We start from the raw sequence: 23,450 nt of genomic DNA, 5'->3' as shown, positions 1-23,450 counted from the left end.
ATATTGCCAGGCTGTCCTCAGCTTGGAATCGCTTGGGCCAGCGTGCTACACGCACGCCAGCCGAAACCCCAATCCTACTGCCCCGGGAGACGCCAAATGAGCGCCGCCGCATCCCTTCCGCTCTTTCCCCGCTTCTTCACCAACACCCTGGCCGAGACCGATCCCGAGATCGCCGAAGCCATCAAGCTCGAACTCGGCCGGCAGCAGCACGAGATCGAGCTGATCGCCTCGGAAAACATCGTGTCCAAGGCCGTGCTCGAGGCGCAGGGCTCGATCATGACCAACAAGTATGCCGAGGGTTACCCGGGCAAGCGCTATTACGGCGGCTGCCAGTATGTCGACATCGCCGAGAACCTCGCCATCGAGCGTGCCAAGCAGCTGTTCGGCGCCAACTTCGCCAACGTCCAGCCGAACTCCGGCTCGCAGATGAACCAGGCGGTGTTCCTGGCGCTGCTCGAGCCCGGCGATACCTTCATGGGCCTCGACCTCAACTCGGGTGGCCACCTGACGCACGGCTCGCCCGTCAACATGAGCGGCAAGTGGTTCAAGGTGGTGTCGTATGGCGTGCGCCAGGATGATCACCTGCTCGACATGGACGAAGTCGCCCGCCTCGCCCGCGAGCACAAGCCCAAGCTGATCCTTGCCGGCGGCACCGCCTATTCCCGGGTCTGGGATTGGGCCCGCTTCCGCGAGATCGCCGATGAAGTCGGCGCCTACCTGATGGTCGACATGGCGCATATCGCCGGCCTCGTCGCCGGTGGCGTGCACCCCTCGCCGGTGCCGCATGCCCATGTCACCACCACCACCACGCACAAGTCGCTCCGTGGCCCGCGCGGCGGCATGATCCTCTCCAACGACGAGGCGATCGCCAAGAAGATCAACTCGGCGGTGTTCCCTGGCCTGCAGGGCGGGCCGCTGATGCACGTCATCGCGGCCAAGGCCGTGGCCTTCAAGGAAGCGCTGCAGCCCGAGTTCAAGGCATATGCCCGCCAGGTGGTGGCCAATGCCCGCACGCTTGCGGCGACGCTGATCGAGAATGGGCTGGACGTGGTTTCGGGCGGCACCGACAACCACCTGATGCTGGTCGACCTGCGCAAGAAGAACGCCACCGGCAAACGGGCGGAAGCCGGCCTCGGCCGCGCCTACATCACCTGCAACAAGAACGGCATCCCGTTCGACCCGGAAAAGCCGTTCGTCACCTCGGGCGTTCGCCTGGGCACTCCGGCGGCCACCAGCCGTGGTTTCGGCGAGGCCGAATTCCGCGAGATCGGCAAGCTGATCGTCGAGGTGCTGGACGGCCTGCGTGAAGCCAATTCCGACGAAGGCAACGCCGCGGTGGAAGCGGCGGTGCGCGACAAGGTCATGGCACTGACCTCGCGCTTCCCGATCTACGCCGACTGAGCATAGCTTCGCCTTCGCGGAGCATTCCTGGAGCCAACTGATGCGCTGCCCCTATTGCGGAAACGACGATACGCAGGTCAAGGACAGCCGGCCGACCGAGGACTCCAACGCCATCCGTCGCCGCAGGATCTGTAATGCCTGCGGCGGCCGTTTCACCACCTTCGAGCGCGTGCAGCTGCGCGAGCTGCTGGTGGTCAAAAAGTCCGGCCGCAAGGTGCCGTTCGATCGCGACAAGCTGGCGCGTTCGGTGAGCACGGCGCTCAGGAAGCGCGACGTCGAGCCGGAGCGGGTCGAGCGCATGATCTCGGGCGTGGTGCGCCAGCTCGAAAGCCTCGGCGATGTCGAGGTGACTTCCGATCAAATCGGCGAGTTCGTCATGGAGGGGCTGAAGGGCCTCGACGATGTCGCATTCGTGCGCTTTGCCTCGGTATACAAGAACTTCTCCGCCGCCGACGACTTCCGTTCGTTCCTGACCGAGCTTGGCAACGACGAGCGCCTGAAGCCCAATCACGACGATTGAGATTGCGGTTCCCACGCCCAGTGGCTAAGCCAAGGGCAGAACATTGCGCGTTTGAGCGCGCACAACAGAATGACTTTCCAATATGGCCCAGCCCAAGCCGCGTGATCCCTCCGCGCCCCGCACCGCCAACCAGCGTGGCGCGGCCCGCCTCGCCGCCGTCCAGGCCCTCTACCAGATGGATGTCGGCCGCCAGACGCTCGAGGACACGCTCAGCCAGTTCAGCGCCATCCATGTGGGGCGTGAAGTGGAGGGGGAGGAGTACCTGCCGGCCGATGCCGACTTCTTCCGCCAGATCGTCACCGGCGTGATCAAGGCGCAGCTGCAGATCGATCCCGCGGTCGACAACGCCCTGGTTGATGGCTGGCCGATGCCCCGCATCGACGCGACGCTCCGCGCCATCCTCCGCGCCGCGACCTTCGAGTTGCTGCGGCGCAAGGACATCCCGGCGCGCGTCGTGATCACCGAGTATGTCGACGTCGCCAAGGCGTTCTACGAAGACGACGCGCCCAAGATGGTCAACGCCGTGCTCGACGGCGTGGCCCGCGCCGCCGGCCGCGACGACGAAGCAGCCAAGGCCAGGTAGAACGGGATGGACGAGCGCGCCACCAGCATCGGCTCGCCGCTCCGCAATATCGGCCTGCTCGCCGTCGCCCAGGCGATCCTCGGCTCGAACCAGGCGATCATCATGTCGATCGCCTCGCTAACCGCCGCGACCATGATCGCCGACAAGGGCTTCGCGACTGTCCCCGTTACCCTGATGATCATCGGAACCGCGCTCGCCACCGGGCCGGCGGCACTGCTGATCCATTCGCTGGGGCGGCGCGAGGGGCTGATGCTTGGCGCATCGATCGCCATTCCGGCGGGGATGATCGCGGCGCTCGCCGCCTGGCTCGATCAGTTCTGGCTGTTCTGCCTGGCGCTCGCGGTCTTCGGCGTTACCGCGGCCTTCGCCAACCAGTACCGCTTCGCGGCGGCCGACAGCGTGCCCGCCAACCTCAAGTCGCGGGCCATCTCCTGGGTGCTGTTCGGCGGCGTGGTATCAGGCTTCCTCGGTCCGCAGGTTGCTGCACACACCAAGGGCTGGATCCCTGGACACGAGTTCGCCGCGACCTACCTGGTCATGGGCGTGCTGGCGCTGGTGGCGATCGGAGTGATCAGCCGCACCCGGCTGGCGCCCACCGTGAAGCGGGCGGAGGACCGCAAGGCCGGCCGGCCGTTGGCGGTGCTGCTGCGCGACACCGGCATCTGGGTGCCGATGGTGGTCGCTGCGATCAGCTACTCGCTGATGGTGCTGGTGATGGTCGCGGCGCCGCTGGCCATGGTCTATGTCTGCGGCCACACCACCGAGGAAGCGGCCTTCGCCATCCAGTGGCATATCGTCGCCATGTTCGCCCCCAGCTTCGTCACCGGCGCGATCATTCAGCGCGTCGGCGCCAGGCTGACCGCAGCCATCGGGCTGCTGCTGATCCTGTTGGCGGCTGGCGTCAACCTGCACGGCATCACCACGATGCACTTCAACATTTCGTTGGTGTTGCTTGGTGTTGGCTGGAATTTCGGATTCATCGCCGCAACCGCTATGCTCGCCGCCGCCTACCGGCCGGAAGAGGCCGCCAAGGTGCAGGCCGCCAACGAGCAGGTGGTGTTCGGGGTCATGGCCCTGGCCTCGATCGCCTCGGGCCTGCTGCTGCAGCTGATCGGCTGGGAAGCCATCAACCTCCTGGCCATCCCGGTCGCCGCGGTGGCGATCCTGGCGCTGGCATGGGTCAGCTTTCGGCCGGGCAGGGCGGAGGGGCAGCCGGGCTAGCTCTCGAACACGCCACAACCTCCGGCCGTCATCCCGGCGGACGCCGGGACCCAGTGCTCCCGCCAATCCACGCGCACGAAGCCATCCGACCTTGCCGTGATGGACCGGCGCGGCTGATGCCTGATCTGGCCGTCTGAGCAGTGGGTCCCGGCTTTCGCCGGGATGACGGCTGGTGGAATTGGTGAGCTTGAGATCGACGTCAGATCGAGCTGATGATCGACTCAAGGAAGGTGCGGTCCTGGCCGTAGGACGGGGTACGGCGGCTCTCGATCGAGAAGGATTTGCCGTCCTTGACACCCAGGCGCTCGGTATCGACCACCTTGTTCTTCTTGTCGAAGTAGACGACGAGCAGGGTACGCTCCTTGCTCAGCTCCATGCCGAACGCGGTCTGCTGCACCTTTTCGCCCAGATAGTACCAGGCGGTTTCGGTGGCAAAGGAGTTGGTGACCTGCGGCGAGCCCAGCACGGCGGTAACCAGCGCGGCGCTCTGGCCGACGCGAATCTGCGCCACCGCATCTTCCGAGATCTCGTAGCCGCGCGCCTTTGATTGAGTGAGGCTCATGCCGCTGCCGCAAGCGGCGAGCGACAGGCTGACAAGCACGGCGGCGGTCATCGGGAAGAGGCGGCTAGTGACGGTGCGCAAAGGCATCAATTTGACTTTCCCGATCGCTGTCTACTATTAGCACGGCCTTGGCCGGCCGGGCACTGTGTAGCTGTCAAAGGCGCCCGCTGGCAAGCTGGCTTGCGTCCTTGCCCGAACCCTTCCACACCGGCAGCACCTTGTCCCGCAAAACCGCGGAGCGCGACTGATGATATTGAACTTGTTCAGGAAAAACCCGTCCTCCGACGCTGTTTATGCCGTCTATACAGCCATTGTGGCGCAATCCCGGCAGCCCGTCTTCTACGCCGACTGGGGCATTCCCGACACGGTCACCGGCCGTTTCGACATGATCTCGCTGCACCTGTCGCTGCTGTTCCGGCGTCTGAGAGTCGAAAAGCAGGCCGGCCACGAGTTCAGCCAGGCGCTGTTCGACCTGTTTTTCAAGGACATGGACCGTTCGCTGCGCGAGCTCGGAGCAGGGGATATGGCCGTGCCCAAGAAGGTCCGCAAGATGAGCGAGATCTTCTATGGCCTGATGACCAGCCTCAACGAGGCGATGGACCGTGATGACCGGCCGGGCGTCGAAGCAGTGCTGCGCCGCAACGTCTACCCCGAGGCCGACTCGGAGCACGCCCCGCAACTGGCGGCCTACCTGTTCACTCAGTACGACAAGCTCGCCGGCCAGTCGCTGGCCGACATCTGCGGGGGGCGCCTCGAGTTGGCGACTGCGGCATGAGCGCTGACCAGTTCCGTATCCCCGACGCCAGCATCCGCCTCGATTCGATGCCGACGGCCGGCCGCGACCTGGTGCTTGCCGTGGACGCCGCCGATCGGCTGGCGGTCGCCGGGCAACTCGGCATCACCGCGGTCGAAAAGCTCGAGGTGAAGCTGCACGCGGTGCGCTTCAAGGGCGGCATCCGCGTCACCGGCCGGCTGGTCGCCACCACCGTGCAGCCGAGCGTGGTGTCGCTGGAGCCGGTGATCCAGGAGATCGCCGAGCCGATCGAACGGGTGTTCCTGCCCGGCGGCGAGAAGGTCTATGCCGGCCCGGCGGACGCGGAAATCTTCGTCGATCTTGACGGCGAGGACGTGCCTGACCATTTCGAGGGCAACGAGGCCGACCTGTCGGCACTGATCGTCGAGACCCTGGCGCTGGCGCTTGATCCATACCCGCGCCAGCCCGGCGAAACCCTGGGCGCGCTGCGCGATGATGGCGATACTGAGAGCGATCTGCCGTTCGCCGGCCTCAAAATCCTCAAGACTCCCGAGGACAAGGGCTAGAACGCTTTCTTTGAAACAGTGAAGCGCTCTAGGACCCCGCCACATCCGGGTGATATCTTGTTTGAGGTAAGCGTTTGAGTATGTTGAAACCCGTCTCCGTCAGGGGACGCTGGACCGGGCGGCGATGAGCGATTCCATCCGTATCTCCGTTGACGCCATGGGCGGCGACAAAGGGCCCCGCGTGGCCGTCGAAGGCGCGCGTCTGTTCTGGCGCGAGCGCAAGAACACCACCTTCATCTTCCATGGTCGCGAAGCCGAGCTGAAGCCGCTGCTCGACGAGTTTCCCGATCTCAAAAAGGTCTCGCGCATCGTCAACGCCGACATCGTCATCTCGATGGAGGAAAAGCCCTCGCAGGCGCTGCGCAAGGGCCGCGGCACCTCCTCGATGTGGGCGGCCATCCAGTCGGTGAAGGACGGCGAGGCCGATGTCGCGATCTCCGGCGGCAATACCGGGGCGCTGATGGCGATGGCCACGTTCTGTCTGAGGCCGATCGAGGGCATTTCGCGCCCCGCCATCGCGGCGCTGTGGCCGACGCTGCGCACCGACATCATCGTGCTCGATGTAGGCGCCACCGTCGGCGGCGATGCCAAGCAGCTGACCGATTTCTCGATTCTCGGCGCCGCCCTGGCGCGGGCACTGTTCGACCAGGAACTGCCCACCGTGGGGCTGCTCAATGTCGGCACCGAAGAGATGAAGGGCCACGACGAGGTGAAGGAAGCGGCGCGCATCCTGCAGGCGGCAAGCGGCGAGGGCTTCATCTATCATGGCTTCGTCGAAGGCGACGACATCGGCAAAGGCACCGTGGACGTGGTTGTCACCGAAGGCTTTGCCGGCAATATCGCGCTGAAGACCGCCGAGGGCACCGCGCGGCAAGTCGGCGCCTATATCCGCAACGCGCTGAAGGCCGACATCATTTCGATGCTGGGCGCCGCCATTGCCGGCCAGGCGCTGCAGGCGCTGCGCCGCAAGCTCGACCCGCGCAACATCAATGGCGGGGTGTTCCTCGGCCTCAACGGCGTCGTCATCAAGTCGCATGGCGGCACCGACGAGGTCGGCTTCAAGGGCGCCCTGAGCCTTGCCTATGAGATGGCCCGCAGCCGCGTCATGGACAAGATCGGCGAAGGCATGCGCCGCTTCCCCACACTCAACGCGGCGCCCTCGACCGAGGCGGCGCCCGTTCCCGAAACCGAGGCGAAATCCGCGTGACCGACAAGAAATCCATCATCCGCAGCGTCGGCTCCTATCTGCCGGCACGTGTGGTGAGCAATGACGAGCTGGCCAAGACCGTCGATACCTCCGACGAGTGGATTCAGCAGCGCACCGGCATCAAGCAGCGCTACATCGCCGCCGAGGGCGAGAACACCTCCGATCTTGCCGCCGCCGCGGGCCGCAAGGCGATGGAGAACGCCGGCATCACCATCGACGACGTCGACCTGATCCTCGTCGCGACGACCACGCCGGATATGACCTTCCCGGCGACGGCGGCAGTGGTGCAGCAGAAGCTCGGCATGCACCATGGCGCTGCCTTCGACATCCAGGCGGTGTGCTCGGGTTTCGTCTACGCCGTCGCGACGGCCGACTCGTATCTGAAGAACGGGCTCGCCAAGCGCGCGCTGGTAATCGGCGCCGAGACCGCCTCGCGCATCCTCGACTGGAACGACCGCACCACCTGCGTGCTGTTCGGCGACGGGGCAGGGGCAGTGGTGATGGAGCTCGGCAAAGCCGGCGAGGAACGCGGCGTGCTCGCGACCTCGCTGCGCTCCGATGGCCACTACTGGAACAAGCTCTATACCGATGGCGGCCCCAGTTCGACGCAGTCGATGGGCCACATCCGCATGGAGGGCAAGGAAGTCTTCAAGCACGCCGTCGGCATGATCACCGACGTGGTCTACAAGGTGCTCGAGGATACCGGCCACACCATCGACGATCTCGACTGGTTCGTGCCCCACCAGGCCAACAAGCGCATCATCGACGGCGCCGGGGTGAAGCTCGGCCTGCCGCCCGAAAAAGTGGTGGTGACCGTCGATCGTCACGCCAATACCTCCGCCGCCTCGGTGCCGCTGGCGCTTCACACGGCCGTAGCCGATGGCCGCATCAAGCGCGGCGACCTGGTGATGATCGAAGCCATGGGCGGCGGCTTCACCTGGGGCGCCTCGCTGATCCGCTGGTAAGCCCGTCGCGATCAAACTCGGCGGGCCCCTCGCCATCCACGGTGAGGATGGCCGTTGCCGACCTCTGGGAGGCCGTTTGCCAACCTCACGCCTTTGATTGGTAAGCCAGATTGCCAGTGACGTGACAGCGCGTTAATCTTTGCCACAAATCCGTGGGTGGGGGCGCCTGACGGGCACCTGTATCCAGCTGGGCAAAAACGGAGGGGCGGCATATGACGCAGAGAACGGTCACGCGAGCCGACTTGGCGGAAGCGGTCTACGAAGCGGTGGGGTTGTCCCGCACCGAGTCGGCGGAACTGGTGGAGCGGGTGCTCGACCTCATCGGCGACGCGCTGGTGGAAGGCCACAACGTAAAACTTTCCTCGTTCGGCTCGTTCCAGGTGCGCTCCAAGAACGAGCGGATCGGCCGCAATCCCAAGACCGGCGAGGAAGTGCCGATCCTGCCGCGACAGGTTCTGGTGTTCAAACCCAGCAACGTGTTGAAATCCAAGATCAACAAATCTATGGTCCGGTCTGGAAAATAAGACTCTTTCCGGGCGGGTGAGTCCTTTTGGACAAGTCTCCAGACGCGTTTCGCACCATATCCGAGGCAGCCGACGAGCTGGACCTGCCGCAGCACGTGCTGCGCTTCTGGGAGACGCGTTTCTCCACCATCAAGCCGCTGAAACGTGGCGGCGGGCGGCGTTACTACCGGCCTGAGGACGTGCTGCTGCTCAAGGGCATCCGGCATCTGCTCTATGATCAGGGCTTCACCATCAAGGGCGTGCAGCGGATCCTGAAGGATCAGGGCATTCGCTATGTCATCGGCATCGGCGAGGGCCGCCCGGTCGAAGCGCTGGAGCACCAGCCCGCCGACACCGAGCCCGAGGAGGATTTCACCTCCGAGTCGGCGGTGATCCCCGAAGACGACATGACCGATGCCCCGCCGGCGCCGTCGCGCCTGAAGCTTCCGAGCTTCAAGCCCAAGCCAGCCGGCCTCACGACCGCTGATCGCGACAAGCTTTCCGACGTGCTGCGTGAACTGCTCGACTGCAAGCGGCTGCTGGAGCGCGCTCGCGAGGGTTAGCGCCCGACGCCTTCGTCGGCGTTTTCGGATTCCAGCACGCCGAACGACTGCGACGAGCCGTTGCCGCTGTTCGACACAGCCCCATCGACACCAAGTCCGCGGCGCAGCAATTCGCGGACTGCTGCTGCACGGCTCGGCATGCGGTTGGCGAAGCGGAAGTCGTCGAGAGCGCGCAGTTCGTCCGCTTCAAGCATGATCTGCAGCCGCTCGCCGCGGACTAAGTCGTTACCCTTGTAGGTTTTCTCTGACATCGCGAAGCAGGAATGAGGTTGCGTTACTCATTCAACTCATTGCACGCAGAATGGTTGCCCGAAAGCGGAGTACTCATTCGCCACAAACCGCTGCAAAGCGGCAACGTGCTAACTCCCTTTTTCCTCGATTTGTCGACCGCACGGGCGCATGTGAAAGGGAAAGGAGACAGCCAGTGCTATTGAACACGCAATCGGATGGTTCGGGTTTTGGAACGGTGCTGATCGTCGAGGACGAGGTACTGGTCTCGATCATGATCGAGGATTTCCTGCTCGACCTGGGCGCAGCCGAAGTCATCACCTGTGTGACCCCGAACGAGGCCGAAGCCACGATTGGCAAGCGTTCGATCAACTGCGCCATTCTCGATGTCAAAGTCGGCGGCGCCGACAGCTTCGGGTTGGCTGACGCGCTGACCCATCGGGATGTCCCATTCTTCTTCGCGACAGCCTCCGGGCCTGAGGCAATAGTGGAACGGCACCGGCACCGACCCATCCTCGCCAAGCCATTCTCGAATGCGCAACTGCTGGAGTTTCTGCACGCCACGATGGCGGGGCAGGGCAGGGATCGCTAGAGCTTTTCGTCTCGAAGGCTCAGCAAAACAGAAGGGGGCCGGACGGCCCCCTCTTATTTTGCGACCTCGGCCGTCAGCCCCGCTTGGGGATCTGCACGTCCTTGAGCATGATGGTGAAGATCATCGCCAGCACATAGACCCCGGCAAGGAACAGGAACAGCGTGTTGAAGCCGGCGGTGTAGTGGCTGAGAACAACTTCGCGCGTCGCCTCCGGCAGGCCGGCCGCGATGTGCGGGCTGAGGCTGGTGAGGCCGCCCGGCACCGCAGCCGCGACATCGGCGGGGAGCTGTGTGTTCTGCTGGGTCAGCGCCCAGGTCATGACCGCGCCGTTCACGGCGAGCCCGAGCGAGGCGCCGATGGTGCGAGCCTGGGTGATGAGGCCGGTGGCGGCGCCGATATCCTGCAGCGGTGCGGCGGCCTGGATAGCGACCATCAGCACCTGGAACTGCAGGCCCATCGAGATGCCGAACACCGCCATCAGCAGCGCCATGATCCAGACCGGCGTGTGCGCGTCGACGAAGGTGTAGCCCACCATCAGCAGCGCTCCGACCGCCATCGCGGCCACCGGCATCCACTTGTAGCGCCCCGTGGCCGCAATGATCCGGCCGGCAAGCATCGAGACGATCATCGAAGTCGCCGAAGCAGGCAGGAACAGGAAGCCGACTTCGGCCGGGCCGAACCCGGTGATCACCTGGAAGTAGAGTGCAAAGTAGAAGAACTGGCCGAGCGTTACGACACCCGCGAGCAGCGAGACCAGCGTCACGATGGTGATCGTGTGGTTCTGGAACAGCCGCAACGGCACGATTGGCTCGGCTGCCCGACGCTCGGTCACCACGAACCAGATGGCCGCGGCAATGCCGATGACGGGCAGGGCGAAGGTCAGCAGATCCGGGCCGGCCGGGTCGATCACATGGTCGCCCCAGTAGACGATGGCAGTGGTGGCGACGGCAAGCAGTACGCCGCCAAGATAGTCGACCTTGTGCTGCTTCTCGACGAACTTCGAGCGCATGGCGACGAAGATAAGCGCCAGGACGACGATGCCGACCGGCAGGTTGACGAGGAACACCCAACGCCAGCCGAACAGGCTGGTGATGTAGCCGCCGGCGACCGGCCCGAGTATCGAGCTCAGCGCGAACACAGCCGACGAATAGCCCTGGTACTTGGCGCGGTCGCGCGGCCCGAACAGCTCGCCGATCATGGCGAAGGCCGAGACCATCAGCCCGCCACCGCCGATGCCCTGCAGCACGCGCGCGGCGATCAGCGATTCCATCGACCAGGCGAGACCGCAGGCGGCCGAGCCGATGAGAAACAGCACGATCGCCGTCATCACCACGTTCTTGCGGCCGTACATGTCACCGAGCTTGCCGTAGAACGGCGCCACTGCGGCGGTGGAGAGCAGGTAGGCGGAGCCGACCCAGCCGAACAAATGCAGGTTGCCCAGTTCACCGGCAATGGTGGGCAGCGCGGTGACGACGATCTGCATGTCGAGCGTCGCCATGAACATCGCGATCAGCGCGCCGAAATAGACGAGCAGCGTCGCGCGGTCGGGGCGCGATGGCGCCTCGGCGACCGGCGCGGCGCCGGAAATGGGGTTGGTATCTGCGCTCATCAAGCGACCTCCGAACTGGAGCGGGGTTATGTGCCTGCTTCACATATGTGTCAACGGCAATTACGTGACAGACGCATATAATTGACTGCCGCACATATATCTGCTAGCGCGGGGTGATGCAGGACGACACCAAGACCGACCTTCCGGCCATCTGTCACACGCAGGGGGACCAGGAACTCATCGAACTCGCCAAACGGAGCGGGTTCTCGCCGGATGCGGCAGAGGCAGTCGCAGCGATCGATGCGGTAATGCATAAGGTTCGGCGCTCCATCCAGCGCCGTGATTTCGGCCGGCAGGTGATGGCGCAGATCGACCCGACGCTCGACTTCGCGCACCTCGACGCGATCAGCGCGATCGCCCATGCCCCGGCTTACATCGAGGATGCCAAGGTCGAGGTGACCGTGGGGCTGATTGCCGAACGGCTTGCGGTTGATCCGTCACGGGCAAGCCGTATTTCGGCGGAGCTCGTCGATCGCGGCTACGCTCGGCGCGTTGCCTCGCAGCAGGATGCCCGCCGCATTTGTCTTGAGCTCACCTCCAAGGGGAAACGCTTCATCGAGGCGGTGCGGATCAACAAGTGGAATCTGTTCGCACAGGCGCTCGGGCAATGGAACGAGCGCGACCTCGTGGCGTTCGCCGTGCTGTTCGAGCGCTTCTCGAACTGGTCGACCGACGATGGCGGCGTGGCAAAATCCGCTGCCAACATCAAGCGCCTGTTCGAGGAAAGCGAAGCCGCCGCGAGTGAGGCCGAACCAGCCGGCGCGGAGTAGCCTGCCGGCCAACGATAATGCGGTCCGGCGCGCCAGCTGGACGAGGGTGCGCTGTCGCCGTAACACTGCGCCATGTCGAAAACCACCGCCGCGACGCTCGCGCTCACCAAGGCCGGCATCGCCTTCACACATTTTCCGTACGACTATGACCCGGACGCGCCGCGTATAGGGCTGCAGGCAGCCGAGGCACTGGGCAAGGCGCCCGAGCAGGTGTTCAAGACCCTGATGGCCGAGGTCGACGGCAAGCCGGTTTGCGTCGTCGTGCCATCCGACTGCGAAGTCAGCATGAAGAAGCTCGCCGCGGCCTTCGGCGGCAAATCCGCCAACATGATGAAGCCGGTGGACGCCGAGCGACTCACCGGCTTCAAGGTCGGCGGCATCAGCCCGTTCGGGCAGCGGAAGAAGGTTCCGACCGCTATCGACGAAACCGCCGAATTGTTCGACGAAGTCCTGATCAATGGCGGCCAGCGCGGTCTGCTGGTGGGGCTGAGCCCAGTGGACGCCGCGCAAGTGACCGAAGCGAAGCTGATCGATCTCGTCGCCTAGGGCAGCGGCGCGTTCTAGAAGACCGCCAGGTACTTCAGCAGCGAAACAATGCCGATGATGATCACCACGATCTGGATGATCTGCTTGACGCGAGCATCGACCGGCAGCCGCTGCACCAGCCACAGGATCAATACGACGACGAGGAAGGTAATGAGGATTCCGATGAGAACGGACATCTGAAGTCTCCGTGACGCTGCGGAATGCAGGTACCTGCTCAACGCGCAAACGCGCAATTCGTGGCAGGCGACGCGAAAACTTCGTGTCAAATCCGAATGTTGGCCTGACCGCGGAACCCTGACAGGGCGGCGCCAGTTGCATGGCGATGACCGATCCGACCGATCTCATCGCGCCGCCCGGCCTCCACTTCGGCCCGCTCGGCGCCAACTGGGTACACCTGTGCGTCGACATGCAACGCATGTTTGCTGAACAGACCGATTGGCACGCGCCGTGGATGCAGCGGGTGCTGCCCGAAGTGGTGCGGCTGGTCGAGATGGCGCCGGAACGCACGGTGTTCACCCGCTTCATTCCGGCCCGTTCGGCTGACGATGTCGGCGGCACCTGGCGCCGCTACTACCAGCGCTGGGCAGCAATGACCGGCGAGCGTCTCGATCCTGGACTGCTCGAGCTGATCCCGGCCCTGGCGCTGCACACGCCGCCCGCCCGCGTGCTCGACAAGCCGATCTACAGCCCCTGGCTCGGCAGCCGGTTGCACGCTGAGCTCCAGGCTGCCGGCGTCGATACGGTGGTGATCTCCGGCGCTGAGACCGAGGTCTGCGTCATGGCCGCCGTCATCGGCGCCATTGATCTCGGCTACCGCGTCATCATCGCCACCGACGCGATCTGCTCGTCCGCCGACTCCACCCACGACGCCATGCACCACATCTACGACAGCCGCTTCGGCATGCAGGTCGAGACCGCCGAAGTGGTCGAGATTGTGGAGGCGCGAGGGCAATAGGGTGGCTGTCCCCGCTGACCGCTACGTCGCTAACCACTCGTTAAGCTGTTGCCTCAAATGCCATTGATCGGCGGTCTCCGGTGGTGAACCTCAGCGCCCAGTAACTGCCTCTCACCGCTGACCCCACCATGACCACCGCCGATCACCTCGACGGGGCCGGACCTTTGCGTCCTGCCCAAAGCCATCCCGAGATCATCGTGCCCGGGACGGCGCGAATCCACAACCGGATCACTCGCGGCCGCATTGCTATCGTCGCGCTGCTGCTGGTGGCGGGCTTCCTGCTGATCGGCGGGCGGCTGGTGCAACTGGGGCAGGTGAGGCTCGACGACACCATCGAGGGCGTCACGCGCGATATCATCCAGGCGTCGCGCCCACCGATCGTCGATCGCAACGGCATCGCCATCGCCGTCGATATCCGCGTCCCCTCGCTTTACGCCGAACCTCGTCGCATCGTCGACGTGGCGAACACGGCGGCGCAGTTGCGCACCGTGCTGCCGGATCTTGACGAGGACTGGCTGCGGCAGCGCCTCTCCGGCGACAAGGGCTTTGTCTGGCTTAAGCGAGAGCTGACGCCGGCCCTCGAGGATCGAGTGATGGCGCTCGGCCTGCCGGGCATCGATTTCATCGAGGAGAGCAAGCGCTTCTATCCGGCAGGGTCCGAGCTCGCCCATGTCATCGGCAGCGTCAATGTCGACAACCAGGGGATCGCGGGAATGGAACTGGCCATCGACCGCGACGATCTTGCCGTGCTGCAAGAGGTCGGGCTGGCGCGCGGTGCCGAGCTCGAGCCCAAGGTGCTGTCGATAGACACCCGCGTCCAGTACGTGATGCGCTCCGAGTTGCTCGCCGCGCTTGCCCGCTTCCGTGCCATTGCCGCTGCCGGAGCGATCGTCGACGTCAAGACCGGCGAGGTGATCGCCATGGTCTCGCTGCCGGATTTCGACCCGAACGAGCCGGCCACGGCGCTGAAGCCCGAGAGCTTCAACCGCATCACCAACGGCACGTTCGAACTGGGTTCGACCTTCAAGACTATCACCATCGCGGCCGCGCTCGACAGCGGCGCCGTCGGCATCGACGATATGATCGACGCGCGGGAAGGGGTACGCTTCGGCCGCTTCCTGCTCGATCACGGCCGGCACGAGATCATGTCGGTTTCGGACGTGTTCCGCTACTCCGACAATATCGGCACCATCCGCATCATGGAGACGATGGGCAAGGACAAGCTCCGCGCATTCCTTGGCACCGCCGGATTCGACCAGCGCTCCGGGATCGAACTGCCCGAGCGAGCCGCGCCCCGCGTGCCTGAGAGTTTCTCCGATGTCGCGGCCGCCACTGCCTCTTATGGCTACGGGTTTGCTGCGACGCCGATGCACATGCTGACGGCTGTCGCCGCGCTGATGAACAAGGGCAAGCTGGTGCCGCCGACGCTGTTCCGGCGCAGCGCGGCGGAGGCCGCGCAATTGGCGCGCCCGATCGTCAGTTCGAGGACCAGCGACGAGATGATGTACCTGTTCCGCATGAACGCGCTGCTCGGCTCCGGCCGCAACATGGACGCCGAAGCCGTCGGCTACCGCACCGGTGGCAAGACCGGCACGGCGGAGAAGACCATCAACGGCCGCTATTCCAAGACCAAGAACGTCACCGTGTTCACCTCGGCCTTCCCGATGGAGGATCCGCGTTACGCCATGCTGGTGATGCTCGACGAGGCGCAGGCCGAAAACGCCCGCTCCACCCGCGAGGCCGGCTGGAACGTCGCAGTGGTCAGCGGGCAGATCATCCAGCGGATCGCCCCGATGCTGGGCATTCTCCCCACCACCGTCGCCGGCATCGACGACCGGCTGATGCGGATCGGCGGAGTGCCGGCGGCCGGTGCCGACGTGACCGTCCGGTGAGGGCCGACAGGCGATAAACACCACATTCAGGGGCGGTTCAGAGCAATTAGCGTCAAATGCTCACCATCGACGACGCCTCCCGCGTCGCCACGACAAGGAGAGAAAAGATGCCCGCACTTGGCCTCCGTCGTGCCTTCACCGCCGCCCTCGTCTCCGCCATCGTCGTGCTGCCACTGGCAACCAGCCCGGCCCTGGCGCGGATCAAGAAACCCGGACTCGACTCGCTGTCCCAGGAGTGCTTCAGAGTTCAGACGGCCGCCGATGCCCTTCGCGCCGAATACAAGAATGAGGGGACCACCAACGCCCGCCGCGAGGATATCCTGACCGAGCTGCGCAAGCTGGGCAGCTACTGGATCGCCGCCGGCTGCCGCGATCTCTTCGGCGATATGTCGAAGTTCTCCAAGGTGACCCCCGACGCTATCGCGCCCGAGCCGCCGCGCAGTCTGCTCGACTCGGGCGACAGCTCCAGTGACTCCAACGAGTCCGGCGGCGGCGGCGGCTCCGATTGGCCGGACGGCCCGATCTACTAGGCCGACGTCGCGGTATTTGACGCAGCGAGGCGGGCTGATCACCGCCCCGCTTCGCAGCCTGGGGCGCGCAATTGTTCCACCTGGATCGCATTGCCGCAAAAATGCCTCTTGCCTCAAAAGGCTGGTTTCTGTAGGCCTCCGCACCAGTCGGGGTGTAGCGCAGCCTGGTAGCGCATTTGTCTGGGGGACAAAGGGTCGTCGGTTCAAATCCGGCCACTCCGACCATTTCTTCCAAAGCCTAGAGGATAGCGGATTGGATATTGCCCCCAGCGATCCGCTCCCGGAGGAACTGTCGCTTGTCGCCGGCAGCCTCGAGCGCTGGCCGGTTGCCGCAGGCGGCGCACCGGTCCTGATCAATCTCTCCGAGAATCACACCTTCCGCATCGACGGGGCCAGCGGTTCGCGCCATGTGCTGCGCCTGCACCGGCCGCGCTACCAGTCGCGCACCGCCATCGGCAGCGAGCTCGCCTGGCTCGAAGCGATCACCGACGACACCGAAATCCCGGTGCCGCGCCCGATCCCCGGGGCGGACGGCGAGATTGTGCAGGAAGTGGCGCCGGACCGCTTCGCAGCCTTGTTCGCCTTCGAGAACGGCGCCGAGCCTCAGCCGGATGCGGACCTCGTGCCGCTGTTCGCAACGCTTGGGCGCTATGCCGCAACGCTCCACAACCACATTGCCACCTGGCAGCAGCCCGAAAAGTTCGTCCGGCCGATCTGGGACGCGGTGGGCATCCTCGAAGCCTCGGGCCTCTGGGGCGACTGGCGCAAGGCCCCGCATGTCGAAGGCGACACGCTGGCAACGCTGATCGCGCTCGATGCGGCGTTGCGCGCCGATCTCAGGGCCTATGGCACCGATATCGACCGCTTCGGGCTGATCCACGCCGACATGCGGCTCGCTAACCTCCTGGTCGACGGCGAGCACACCGTACTGCTCGATTTCGACGATTCCGGCTTTGGCTGGTTCCTCTACGATCTCGCCGCGAGTCTCTCGTTCATCGAGACTTCGCCGCAGGTGCCAGCGCTGATCCGCGCCTGGCTCGGCGCCTATATGGAAATCCGGCCGCTGAAGCCGGAGGACCTCAGGATGATCGATACGCTGATCCTGCTCCGGCGCATGGCGCTGCTGGCGTGGATCGGCTCGCATGGCGAAACCGACCTCGCGAAGTCGCATGTCGAACGGTTTGCGCTGGACACGGCGGCAATGGCGCGAAAGTATCTGAGCCGCTGACGACCGGGGGAGGGCGCCATGCGCATCCTCGCCGTCGCCGATTTACACTACAACCTGCCGCAGTTCGATTGGCTCGTCTCGACCGCCAATCGCTATGACTTGCTGATCATCGCGGGAGACTTGCTGGATGGCAGCTCGCTGGTCACCACCAGCGCGCAAATGGTGGTGGTGCTGAAATATCTCGAGCGGCTCCGCGCCACCGTGCCGTTGGTGGTCTGCTCGGGCAACCACGACCTCAACCATGTCTACTCGACCGGCGAGCGCTATGCGCGCTGGGTGCCATACGCACGCGGCAACGGCGCTCATGCCGACAATGAGAGCTTTGCCATCGGCGAGGACAGCATCACCATCTGCCCCTGGTGGGATGGCGACATCGCCAAGCACGCCATCGGCCGGCAGCTGGCGGAAGCGGCGGCGACACGCGGGCGGAACTGGTTCTGGGTCTACCATGCGCCGCCGGCCGAGACGCCGGTGAGCTGGTCCGGTTCGCGCTCTTACGGCGATGTGGAGCTCGCGGGCTGGATCGCACAATACCAGCCGCAACTGGTGTTCAGCGGCCATGTGCACGAAGCGCCGTTTGCGCGCGGCGGCTCATGGGCCTCGCGGCTGGGCGACACCTGGATCTTCAACCCTGGCCGGCAGGTTGGCGAGGTGCCGACGCACATAGTGGTCGATACCGAGTTGAGGCAGGCGGCGTGGTTCTCCTTCGAGGGAGCGGGAACGCTCGACTGGGGCAGCGGCGGCGTGCCGGAGGAAATGCTCGAGTGGCCGGCCTGGCTGCCGCGGGCGCCGCTGGCGGCCTAGAGCGCTTTCTGCCCCGGTTCCATTCGGTGAAGCGGCCTAGAGCCGCGGGTCGGGCTTGCCGGTGGCAATGACCGGGGCAGCCGTCTGGGCCGGCAACTGCTGGTTCACCAGCGCCTCGAGCACTTCATCGACCATGCCCAGATGGTCGTTGCGGTCGGCGAACTGGTGCTTGAGGTCGGCGAGGTAGGTCGTGGCGTCGATCAACCGGCTGGCGAGGATGCGGGCGACATGGAAGACGATCTCCGGCCGCATCTGCAGGAAACTCTCGGCGTCCTCGATGCGGTGGACCATCACCGGTTCGATGGCGCGCACGGTGGCGCTGTGCGGGCGGCCGAGCAGGGCGGAGATTTCGCCGAACACTGCGCCCGGCTCGTCGACCAGCGAGACACGCACGTCGCCGCGCAGCACTTCGACCGCTCCCTCGACAAGAATGTAGAGCACCCCGCTGCTCGGGCCCTCGCTGATCAGGATATCGCCGGTGTCGTAGCGAACCTTGGCGAGGTCGTCAGTGGTGGCGAGCACCGCCTGCATCGAGCTGTTCTGTGGTTCCACGCTGGCCCCCGGCTGTCGCGCCGGGCCTGATCATGCTCTCAGGGAACCGGCGCCGCCAAGCCAAATCGCTTGTCGACCCGCCCGTAACCGGCAGTGACGCCCCAGATCAGGCCGGCGACGAGGAAGAAGTGCCGCCAATGATCGACGTCGATGATCGCGGCTTCGCCGGCGAGCGGCACGAATACCGCGACCAGCGGGATCAGCAGCAGGCGGTTGGGACCGGGCCGGGCGATGAACGTGGCGCTCCGCCACAGCGTCACGCCGATGAACAGGATGAAGGCAACGCCGCCACCCCAGCCATAGGCGTGCAGCACATTGACATAGGTATTGTGCGGCTCTTCCTTGACCCGGAGGTTGCGGAACTCAAGCGGGCCAAGTCCGAGCGGATGCTGCAACGCCAGGTCGAACGCATAGCCCTGCCGGCCGAAGCGGCCGCTTTCGCCGGTATCGTAATTCTGCGATTGGGTCCTGAGCTCGATGAACGAGCGGAACTGCGGGATCGACAGGATACCGGCCGCCGCGACGACGAGCAGCATCAGGCCGGCCATGGCGAGCAGCAGCATGCGAACCTTTTGCCGGGCATGGGCTTCGAGGACGAACACCAGCACGTAGACGATAGCGCTGGAGATGACGATGTGGCCCCAGGCAGCGCGCGAGAAACTGGCGAACACCCCGGTGACCAGCACGCCATAGGCGAGTGCCGCCCAGATGGCGCGGCGCGGCGTACCCAACAGCACGCGCTGCAACACGTACATGGCCGGCAGCACCAGGAACGGGCCGAAGACGTTCGGATCGTTGAAGAACGCCTTGGCGCGGTCATAGCGGGTGAACAGCTCATGCCCGATGCCAAGATAGCCGAGCGTGCCGAGCACGGCCGAGAGCAGGGCGGTTGCGAGGTAGGCGCCGATGATCAGCCGCATCCGGGCCTGCGGCGCGTCGGCGACATAATTCGCCACCCAAAACGAGGTGAAGAACAGAAAGATCGTCACCGCCTGGTAGATCAGCGCATCCGGGATGGTGCTGAACTTCACCTGGAACGCCGCGATGATGGCGAACGGCACGAAGCTCGCGAACAGCACCAGCAGCCCCAGCGTCGAGCGGCGCAGCGCGAATCCGGAGACCATCGAGACCCCGAGCACCGCGAGGAACGCCAGCTCGTACGGCGACGGTTCGGCGATGACGAGGCCGCCGGCAAAGATCCAGCCGACGACGAGGGCGTCGAGCAGGGTGGTGGCGCGGGCGCGCAGCCAGGTGCCGGCAAGGGTGGGGGAGGCCGTCGAGGCCGCAGCACTCATCGTTTCACCCACTGGGTGTCATCCCTGCGAAAGCTGGGACCCATTTCACGGCGCGCACCAGCTGCGAGTTGGGTCCCAGCTTTCGCTGGGATGACATCGAGTATGGGGAAGAACCGGTGGCTCGCCCCGGTCATTTCAGAACGCGTTCTTGCGCTGGGTGAACAGCGAGATCGGGGTCAGCGCCACGATCTTCACGTCGAGCCAGAGCGACCAGTTTTCAATGTAGTAGAGGTCGCATTTGACTCGTTGCATGATCTTGTCGACCGTGTCGGTCTCGCCGCGCCAGCCGTGGATCTGGGCCCAGCCGGTCATCCCCGGCTTCACCCGGTGGCGGGCGAAATAGCCCTCGACCGCATCGTAGTAGAGCTGGTTGTCGGCCTTGGCCGAGAGGGCGTGTGGCCGAGGGCCGACGATCGAAAGTTCACCGAGCAGCACGTTGAACAGCTGCGGCAGCTCGTCGATCGAGGTCTTGCGGATGAACTTGCCCACCTTGGTGACCCGCGGATCGTCCTTGGTGACAAGTTTCACCGCGTTGGCGTCGAGCATGTCGGTCCGCATCGAGCGAAATTTCCACATCTCGATCAGCTGGTTGTTGAAGCCGTGCCGCTTCTGCCGGAAGAACACCGGCCCCTTGCTCTCGAGCTTGATGGCGATCGCCGTGGCGACCATCACCGGCGAGAGCAGGATCAGCGCCGTGGCAGCGACGAGTTTGTCGAACAGCCACTTGAACACCAGGTTCCAGTCCGAGATCGGCCGGTCGGCCATGTCGAACACCGGCACGCCGCCGACATAGGAATAGGCCTTCGAGGTGAAGCGCAGCTTGCTCATATGGGCAGAGAGCCGGATATCGACCGGCAGCACCCAGAGCTGCTTCAGCATGTCGAGCACGCGGTGCTCGGCGAATAGCGGCATCGAGACGATCACCAGGTCGATCCGGGTCTGGCGCGCGAACTCGATGAGTTCGGCGACGCGGCCGAGCTTGGCGAGGCTGGCGACGGATTCGGGCGAGCGGTCGTCGTTGCGGTCGTCGAACAGCCCGAGCAGGTCGATATCGTCGCGCCCGGTGGTCTGGATCGATTCGATCAGCGCTTCGGCATCCTGGCCGCCACCGACGATGACGGTGCGGCGCTTGAGCTTGCCCTGCCGGGTCCAGCGCATCACCACCTGATGCAGCGCCATGCGATAGACCGCGAGCATGCCAAGCCCGGCGGCCCAGAAGGCGGCGATCCACGGGCGCGACAATGCATGGCCACTATCGTAGAGCAGCACCAGCCCGCCGAGCAGCGCGAAGGCGGCCGTCCAACTGAGCGCGGCCTTCCAGAGCTGTGAGACGCCGAGCCGGTAGGCCGCAATGCCGTGCAGCCGCAGCAGGCTGATGAACACCTCAGCCACCGCAACGACGCCGAGCGTCGTGACGACGCTGAGCAGCGTATCGCCGCCATTGAGCCCGAACAGCGCCACCCCGGTTGCGATCAACAGGGCAATCTCTGCCACCTGCGCCACGCCGGCGACGACCGCCGCCGAGTAGGTTGGGGCGATCGGCTGATCGGCGAGGGCGGCGGCGAGGTCGCTCAGCCGCGGTGGCGCGGCTTTCGCCTTGGGCGGCTGCGCAACGTGCTCGAGGACGGCCTGCTGAGGATCAAGGTGGAACATCGGGGGCTCTTTGCTGGGCTCTTGTTGTGTGGAGGCTCTAAGACGTGAGCACTGAAGGCGACGTGACCCCGGTGGGCGCCCGGGCAGCGAGAACCTGCCGGTAGAGCGCCTCGATCTGGTCGGTCATGTGGGCGATGGAGAAACCGCCCCTGATATGCGCGAGCCGCAGTTCTACCTCGCGGGCTGCCGCGGCCGGATCGTCGAGAGCTGCCTGCATGGCGCCGCGCAGCGCAGCCGCGTCGGCCGCCGGCAGCAGCCTCGAGGCAGTGGGGCCGTAGATTTCCTTCACGCCGCCCACGTCGGTGGCGATCACCGGGCGACCAGCAGCTGCGGCCTCGAGAATCACATAGGGCAGCGACTCGGCGAGCGAAGGCACGACGGCGATGCGGCCCAGATGCAGGGTCGGACGCGCCGGCTTGACGCCGACCAGAGTGACGCGTTTGGCTAGCCCGAGACGTTCGACCTGCGCCCTGATCGTATCGAGGTCCGGGCCGCCGCCAGCCATCACCAGCGTCGCTGGGCGGCCATCGACGGCGCGGACGTCGACCAGTGCGTCGAGCAGGTAGCTGATGCCCTTGACCGCGCGGAACTCGCCGATGAACACGAAATCGGCCGCCGCCGGTCCGGGGACGATCGCCTCGAACTCCGACGGCATCAACCCATTATGGATCACCGGGCCGGGGCACGAGGGTTTGCCGATCTGCTCAGTGTAAGCCCGTTGCGCGAAACCGCTCTCGAACACCATTGCGTCAGTCGCGCCGAGCAGCGCGCGCTCGATCAGGCGGAACAGCTGGCCGGCCGGCGAGCCGGGCCGGTAGTTCAGCACCCCGCCATGCGGCGTGTAGAGCGAAACGCGCTGCCGGGCGCCGATGCGGGCCAGCCGGGCGTTGAGCCCGCCCTTGGCGCCGTGGCCATGCAGCACGTCGATCTGCAGCACGTCGGCGAGACGGCGAACCCTGAGCGGCGTGGTGAGGTCGGCGGTCCCGAAGGTGCGGGGGATTGGCAATGAATGGATGCCGAGCGGCGCCAGCGGGCGGAGCTTTTCCAGCCGTTCCTCGGTCAGTGCATCGGTGTGGAGGCTGTCGGCGACGATGCCGATCTCGTGGCCGCGTGCCGCCAGTTCATGCGTCAGATCGTAGACGTGCCGGAACAGCCCGCCGACCGGGGCACGAAGGATCTGGAGGATGCGGAGCGGACGAGATGCGCTGGACATGCCCCCAGCGTTAGAGGGGGCGGGGTTTCCGAACCCTTTAGAGCCAGCGCTCCGACACTACGATGGTATCTCCGGGGTAAATGGGGAAGTCGAGGTTGACCGATCCCTTCACCATCTGGTTGCCCTGCCGGCGATAGATTACTGCCTTGCCGCGGTCCGCCGTGTCGGAGAATCCGCCGGCCGTGCTGATCGCTGCGCGCACCGTCATGCCGTAGACATAGGGGAACTGGCCGCCGTTCTTGACTGCGCCCTGGATGAAGAACGGCCGGTAAGTCTCGATCTCGACTGCGACACTCGGCTCGCGAATATAGCCCTCGGCCAATGCGGCGGTGATCGAAGCGGCGGCGAGCTGCGTGGTTTTTCCGCGCACCTTTACCGGCCCGACCAGCGGCAGCGCCACGGCGCCCCCATCGTCAACCTGGTAGCTCTTGGAGAGTTCGGCTTCGCCATAGACGCTGACCCGCACCACATCGCCGGTATCGAGCGTGTAGGGCCCCTTCACCTCGACCAGATAGGTCGACGGCTTGCCGTTGATGGCGCAGGCCGCAAGCGGCACGAGCAGCAAAATGAGAAGGAAACGCAGCCAGCGCATGGCTATCCCGAAAAACCCTGATCAGGGCGCCAGTGTCGCGGTGCTATGGTTAACATTCTGCTTAGAAAATTGCCTTCGGATCGTCAGATTGCGAGCCAGCTTAACTGAATGCTTACCACGCCGGCCCCATAGCTCAGGAGTAACAG

27 protein-coding genes and 1 tRNA gene are annotated in these 23,450 nt (G+C 65.2%); 19 read left to right on the top strand and 9 right to left on the bottom strand.

What is annotated here, in order from left to right:
• Positions 1–96 precede the first annotated feature (96 nt).
• From glyA to ASC68_RS11500, 4 genes are all read left to right on the top strand, one after another.
• Entirely contained in the window at positions 97–1,401 is a 1,305-nt protein-coding gene (gene glyA / locus ASC68_RS11515) for a serine hydroxymethyltransferase (protein WP_055878928.1), read from the top strand.
• Positions 1,402–1,441: 40 nt separating this feature from the next.
• Entirely contained in the window at positions 1,442–1,921 is a 480-nt protein-coding gene (gene nrdR / locus ASC68_RS11510) for a transcriptional regulator NrdR (RefSeq protein ID WP_055878927.1), read from the top strand.
• Between the two features lie 82 nt (positions 1,922–2,003).
• Entirely contained in the window at positions 2,004–2,504 is a 501-nt protein-coding gene (gene nusB / locus ASC68_RS11505; RefSeq protein WP_055878923.1) for a transcription antitermination factor NusB, read from the top strand.
• Between the two features lie 6 nt (positions 2,505–2,510).
• Positions 2,511–3,725, top strand: a complete 1,215-nt coding sequence (locus ASC68_RS11500; RefSeq protein ID WP_055878921.1) for an MFS transporter — start codon at positions 2,511–2,513, stop codon at positions 3,723–3,725.
• A gap of 199 nt (positions 3,726–3,924) precedes the next feature.
• Here ASC68_RS11500 and bamE read toward each other — a convergent pair whose 3' ends face one another.
• The gene (bamE, locus tag ASC68_RS11495; RefSeq protein ID WP_055878918.1) at positions 3,925–4,374 is read right to left on the bottom strand and encodes an outer membrane protein assembly factor BamE; all 450 of its coding nucleotides are present in this window, start codon (positions 4,372–4,374) and stop codon (positions 3,925–3,927) included.
• A 160-nt stretch (positions 4,375–4,534) separates the two neighbouring features.
• On the opposite strand from bamE, the gene ASC68_RS11490 reads away from it, so the two are divergent.
• The 6 genes from ASC68_RS11490 (at position 4,535) to ASC68_RS11465 (ending at position 8,845) form a co-directional block, all read left to right on the top strand.
• Complete coding sequence (locus ASC68_RS11490; RefSeq protein ID WP_055878915.1) at positions 4,535–5,062, top strand: ubiquinol-cytochrome C chaperone family protein; 528 nt, start codon at positions 4,535–4,537, stop codon at positions 5,060–5,062.
• Positions 5,059–5,607 carry a DUF177 domain-containing protein gene (locus ASC68_RS11485; protein WP_055878912.1) on the top strand — a complete coding sequence of 183 codons (549 nt, stop codon included), beginning with the start codon at positions 5,059–5,061 and terminating at the stop codon, positions 5,605–5,607. Before ASC68_RS11490 ends, ASC68_RS11485 begins: the two co-directional genes overlap by 4 nt.
• A gap of 124 nt (positions 5,608–5,731) precedes the next feature.
• Positions 5,732–6,814: a phosphate acyltransferase PlsX gene (plsX, locus tag ASC68_RS11480; protein ID WP_055878911.1), complete on the top strand. Its 1,083-nt coding sequence runs from the start codon at positions 5,732–5,734 to the stop codon at positions 6,812–6,814.
• Positions 6,811–7,779, top strand: coding sequence for a beta-ketoacyl-ACP synthase III (locus ASC68_RS11475; RefSeq protein ID WP_055878908.1), 969 nt, complete (start codon positions 6,811–6,813; stop codon positions 7,777–7,779). Before plsX ends, ASC68_RS11475 begins: the two co-directional genes overlap by 4 nt.
• A 212-nt stretch (positions 7,780–7,991) precedes the next feature.
• Positions 7,992–8,303, top strand: coding sequence for an integration host factor subunit alpha (locus ASC68_RS11470; protein ID WP_055048678.1), 312 nt, complete (start codon positions 7,992–7,994; stop codon positions 8,301–8,303).
• A 26-nt stretch (positions 8,304–8,329) separates the two neighbouring features.
• Positions 8,330–8,845, top strand: a complete 516-nt coding sequence (locus ASC68_RS11465; RefSeq protein WP_055878905.1) for a MerR family transcriptional regulator — start codon at positions 8,330–8,332, stop codon at positions 8,843–8,845.
• Here the strand turns inward: ASC68_RS11465 and ASC68_RS11460 are convergent.
• Positions 8,842–9,096 carry a hypothetical protein gene (locus tag ASC68_RS11460; RefSeq protein ID WP_055878902.1) on the bottom strand — a complete coding sequence of 85 codons (255 nt, stop codon included), beginning with the start codon at positions 9,094–9,096 and terminating at the stop codon, positions 8,842–8,844. The genes ASC68_RS11465 and ASC68_RS11460 overlap by 4 nt on opposite strands.
• Before the next feature lie 173 nt (positions 9,097–9,269).
• Here ASC68_RS11460 and ASC68_RS11455 point away from each other — a divergent pair, with 173 nt between their 5' ends.
• On the top strand, positions 9,270–9,665 hold the full coding sequence (locus ASC68_RS11455; RefSeq protein ID WP_197421168.1) for a response regulator: 396 nt from the start codon (positions 9,270–9,272) through the stop codon (positions 9,663–9,665).
• Between the two features lie 73 nt (positions 9,666–9,738).
• On the opposite strand, the gene ASC68_RS11450 is transcribed toward ASC68_RS11455, so the two are convergent.
• The gene (locus ASC68_RS11450) at positions 9,739–11,274 is read right to left on the bottom strand and encodes an MDR family MFS transporter (protein ID WP_055878896.1); all 1,536 of its coding nucleotides are present in this window, start codon (positions 11,272–11,274) and stop codon (positions 9,739–9,741) included.
• Between the two features lie 116 nt (positions 11,275–11,390).
• Between ASC68_RS11450 and ASC68_RS11445 the strand changes: the two genes are divergently transcribed.
• Both ASC68_RS11445 and ybaK read left to right on the top strand, forming a co-directional pair.
• On the top strand, positions 11,391–12,044 hold the full coding sequence (locus tag ASC68_RS11445) for a MarR family transcriptional regulator (RefSeq protein WP_055878894.1): 654 nt from the start codon (positions 11,391–11,393) through the stop codon (positions 12,042–12,044).
• Between the two features lie 72 nt (positions 12,045–12,116).
• Positions 12,117–12,590, top strand: a complete 474-nt coding sequence (gene ybaK / locus ASC68_RS11440) for a Cys-tRNA(Pro) deacylase (RefSeq protein ID WP_055878892.1) — start codon at positions 12,117–12,119, stop codon at positions 12,588–12,590.
• A gap of 14 nt (positions 12,591–12,604) precedes the next feature.
• On the opposite strand, the gene ASC68_RS28650 is transcribed toward ybaK, so the two are convergent.
• Positions 12,605–12,766, bottom strand: coding sequence for a Thivi_2564 family membrane protein (locus tag ASC68_RS28650; RefSeq protein WP_141728495.1), 162 nt, complete (start codon positions 12,764–12,766; stop codon positions 12,605–12,607).
• 140 nt (positions 12,767–12,906) lie between these two features.
• Between ASC68_RS28650 and ASC68_RS11435 the strand changes: the two genes are divergently transcribed.
• The 6 genes from ASC68_RS11435 (at position 12,907) to ASC68_RS11410 (ending at position 17,999) form a co-directional block, all read left to right on the top strand.
• On the top strand, positions 12,907–13,545 hold the full coding sequence (locus tag ASC68_RS11435; RefSeq protein WP_248310529.1) for an isochorismatase family cysteine hydrolase: 639 nt from the start codon (positions 12,907–12,909) through the stop codon (positions 13,543–13,545).
• A 128-nt stretch (positions 13,546–13,673) separates the two neighbouring features.
• Entirely contained in the window at positions 13,674–15,437 is a 1,764-nt protein-coding gene (locus ASC68_RS11430; RefSeq protein WP_055878889.1) for a penicillin-binding protein 2, read from the top strand.
• Between the two features lie 107 nt (positions 15,438–15,544).
• Positions 15,545–15,967: a hypothetical protein gene (locus ASC68_RS11425; protein ID WP_055878886.1), complete on the top strand. Its 423-nt coding sequence runs from the start codon at positions 15,545–15,547 to the stop codon at positions 15,965–15,967.
• A 148-nt stretch (positions 15,968–16,115) separates the two neighbouring features.
• Positions 16,116–16,192: transfer RNA gene (locus tag ASC68_RS11420), tRNA-Pro, on the top strand.
• A gap of 28 nt (positions 16,193–16,220) precedes the next feature.
• On the top strand, positions 16,221–17,195 hold the full coding sequence (locus tag ASC68_RS11415) for a phosphotransferase (RefSeq protein ID WP_055878884.1): 975 nt from the start codon (positions 16,221–16,223) through the stop codon (positions 17,193–17,195).
• Positions 17,196–17,213: 18 nt separating this feature from the next.
• Positions 17,214–17,999: a metallophosphoesterase gene (locus tag ASC68_RS11410; protein ID WP_055878879.1), complete on the top strand. Its 786-nt coding sequence runs from the start codon at positions 17,214–17,216 to the stop codon at positions 17,997–17,999.
• Between the two features lie 36 nt (positions 18,000–18,035).
• On the opposite strand, the gene ASC68_RS11405 is transcribed toward ASC68_RS11410, so the two are convergent.
• The 5 genes from ASC68_RS11405 to ASC68_RS11385 form a co-directional block, all read right to left on the bottom strand.
• Positions 18,036–18,551: a cyclic nucleotide-binding domain-containing protein gene (locus ASC68_RS11405; protein ID WP_248310528.1), complete on the bottom strand. Its 516-nt coding sequence runs from the start codon at positions 18,549–18,551 to the stop codon at positions 18,036–18,038.
• 38 nt (positions 18,552–18,589) lie between these two features.
• Positions 18,590–19,846 (bottom strand): O-antigen ligase family protein, encoded by a 1,257-nt coding sequence (locus ASC68_RS11400; protein WP_055878873.1) that lies wholly within the window; start codon positions 19,844–19,846, stop codon positions 18,590–18,592.
• A gap of 135 nt (positions 19,847–19,981) precedes the next feature.
• Entirely contained in the window at positions 19,982–21,499 is a 1,518-nt protein-coding gene (locus tag ASC68_RS11395) for an undecaprenyl-phosphate glucose phosphotransferase (protein ID WP_055878871.1), read from the bottom strand.
• 37 nt (positions 21,500–21,536) lie between these two features.
• Positions 21,537–22,712 carry a glycosyltransferase gene (locus tag ASC68_RS11390; RefSeq protein ID WP_055878869.1) on the bottom strand — a complete coding sequence of 392 codons (1,176 nt, stop codon included), beginning with the start codon at positions 22,710–22,712 and terminating at the stop codon, positions 21,537–21,539.
• Between the two features lie 37 nt (positions 22,713–22,749).
• On the bottom strand, positions 22,750–23,304 hold the full coding sequence (locus ASC68_RS11385) for a polysaccharide biosynthesis/export family protein (RefSeq protein ID WP_055878866.1): 555 nt from the start codon (positions 23,302–23,304) through the stop codon (positions 22,750–22,752).
• Positions 23,305–23,450: the final 146 nt, after the last annotated feature.

This window comes from Devosia sp. Root105, assembly GCF_001424865.1.
Taxonomy (GTDB): Bacteria; Pseudomonadota; Alphaproteobacteria; order Rhizobiales; family Devosiaceae; genus Devosia_A.
Note: the sequence above shows the minus strand (reverse complement) of the source record. Positions and strands in the feature narration are given on the sequence as shown.